The following is a 2,729-nucleotide window of genomic DNA, read 5'->3' as shown; positions in this document are numbered from 1 at the left end:
AATTTCGCCGCGGGGATACGAAGTGACTTGATAGCACCCCCAGGGGCGGGGTTATCGTCGGAGCGAGAGGCTCGATAACTACGCCCGTTATGTGCTTATCGTCCACGGCAACATAGAACACGATGTTGGGCAGCCGAAACGGCTACTGACGCGAAACCCAGACCGGTAATCTCAATTACGGAGTCTCATCGAACGATTCAACGAGGGCTATCTGAGTGCTCCCTGTCAACCAATCCGCCCGGTCGCCTCGCACTTTTCCTTGACACTCCATCACGAACTCGATGTAGGATCAAAGACCATGAGCATCCCCGAATATCGCATTCTGGTCCTCGGTGGCACGAGCGCTGGCAAGACTACCTACCTTGCCAGCATGTATCACAGCCTGTCAACCCAGGGAGACAACGGTTTCTTTCTTAAGACGCCGTCCAATGATCAAAGCGCTCGTCTCGTGGCCACGTACTCCGAGATGGCTGATAAACGCAGACCGTTCCCGAAAGGGAATCCACTGGCTGATCAGGCTGAGTGGTATTTTGATTGTTGCGTGCAATATTCTGGACGCACCTATACCGGATGTCGATTCGTGTATACGGACTACGCAGGAGCGCGCGTTGATCGAGTTACGGCGGAGCGCGACGTCTTCGACGCAGCAATCAATCGGGCGGACGTGTTGATCGGAATGTTAGATGGAAATAAGATCCTTTCATACCTGAATAACGAAGATGGTTCGGAGTCCTATGTGCTGCACGACTTGGCGCAAATCTGCGCGCTTCTTCAAAGCAACACAAAAAATAACCGACCTCTTCACTTCGTACTGACCAAGTCAGACCTTTTTAAAGGGCGATACGAATTCGAGACGGTCTTCAATACTCTGAAGCAGGATTGTCGCCCGTTCCGAAATCTGGTGACTCAATACCGCGCCTCCTCCTGCCCCGTGCGATGCATCCCGGTTAGCTCGGTAGGGGAGGGGTTCGCGAGGCGCGAGCCCAACGGGGAAATCACCAAGAGCGGTCCAAGGCGCATTCCACGCCCCGAAGGAGTCGATGCGCCTTTGGCGTGTGTACTTCCGGATATCCTTCAAGTCCGTCTTCAAGAACTCGCTAAGCAAAGGAACCAAACGGCAGCTAGCCTTCCTCAGGGGAGGCCAACCCTTCCATGGTGGGCTCAGATCGCAAACGGGGTGGGAGGATTCCTCGGAGGGATTCCTGTTCGGGATTTACCCGCCGAACTTCGTGTTCCCGCCGCTCTCTTCAAGAGCTTGGGAGGGGTATTGGAACGCGTCGCAACCACGGAACAAGCCCACGTCGCCGCACGCGTTCGCGAACTGGAACAGCAGCGAGAACGGGCGCTTTCGTCTGTAGTAAGCGAAGAGAAGGCTCTCGCCGCCATTACGGCCTCTTTCGCCCTTATACAACATCACCTGGATCGGCAGTACCCTGAGAATGTGCTTCGATGAAATTGCGTGGGTGGCCATTTCTGGTTTCTAGAACGAAGACCGTCGATCATCGCACTATCGTTGCTCCCTTGCGTCTCCTGAACAAGGCGAAGGGGCTGGCAACTGCAACGGTGTTTTCAAACGCCGCTGATGACCAGGAGAATATCTTCCGAAAAAGGAGAGTGTTTGGGCTGTCTGATCGACCGTGCGTCATCTTCTATCGGCGTCTTACGGCAATGAGTTCCTTTTGGGGGACAATTGCCAGTGAGCAGGTCGATACACCAAGCAAAGATGCGGACGGAAGAGAGCTCTGGTGGGTTGAAGGTTTCATTACCTGGGATGAAAGTGCGAGCGATATTTGGCTGGATGGCAGTGCCTTCACAGCGGTGCGTACAGCGCTGTCAAGACTGCCTCTCGCTGATTACTGGAAGAACGACCGGGAGGATGTGCTCGCATCGGATGACCTGCCTCTTGAGGTTTCTCCTTGTCTTACTCGTGAAAGTTTTCTTGATGAAGCTGACTATAATAAGCCGAGGTCGATAACACCAAACCCTACCAAAGCGTCGAGGGATCTTCCTCCCAACCCGTCGACGCAGGAAAACAGGGGTGGCACTTTCCAAACGCGAGCTCCGTTCCTCCGCCGGGGCAAGGTCTTTATTACGGGGCTGCTCCTGGGATTCCTCCTAGGAATCCTTACGGGAGTCCTCCTCGCACGGGCATTTCTACCCCATACCAGAACGCTGATCCGGTCAAGCAGATCAGGTCGGGAGACGGTGGTGCCGGGGCATCGAATGACGCCTCCGTAAGTTCGCAGATTGCAGCGTTGCACGAAGCAATCAATACGCTGGGTCGCCGCATCATCGAGGACGAGCGTAAGATTTACGAACAGGGCCAACAGATTGTGCGGCTTGATAAGGCGATTCAAGATCTGAACTCGGAGGTGGCAAGGCTCGTCAAGTCAAAAAGGTAAGCTGGGTCGTCAATGCAGGTTGTGAGCGAGACTGGTGGCCAAGCGGGGACGTGCAACGAATGAGGGGACCAACAATCTGGCATCTTGAGGTGCTTCATGTTCTCTGCTGCGCACGCCCGGCCCAACAAGCCGATGGTGCCGACCGCCACCACTCCCCTCGATGTCGCCCCGCTGCACCCACTGCGGCGGCACATCGGCAGGCCGTTGGGCAGCGAGACTTGACGTGGCTAGCCGGCATGCCTACCTTTGTGCGGGGATTTTCGCCGAAGGGAGACGATGATGAACAAGCTGGACAAGTACATTTCGGGTGGCGCGGTGACCGTTGGT

Annotated in this window: 1 protein-coding gene; it reads left to right on the top strand. The window is 55.4% G+C overall.

What is annotated here, in order from left to right; translation table 11 throughout:
* Nucleotides 1-298: 298 nt before the first annotated feature.
* Nucleotides 299-1,453: a hypothetical protein gene (locus tag K1Y02_26750; GenBank protein ID MBX7259983.1), complete on the top strand. Its 1,155-nt coding sequence runs from the start codon at nt 299-301 to the stop codon at nt 1,451-1,453.
* The last annotated feature ends 1,276 nt before the right edge of the window (nt 1,454-2,729 follow it).

The organism is Candidatus Hydrogenedentota bacterium (assembly GCA_019695095.1).
Taxonomy (GTDB): Bacteria; Hydrogenedentota; Hydrogenedentia; order Hydrogenedentales; family SLHB01; genus JAIBAQ01.
Note: the sequence above shows the minus strand (reverse complement) of the source record. Positions and strands in the feature narration are given on the sequence as shown.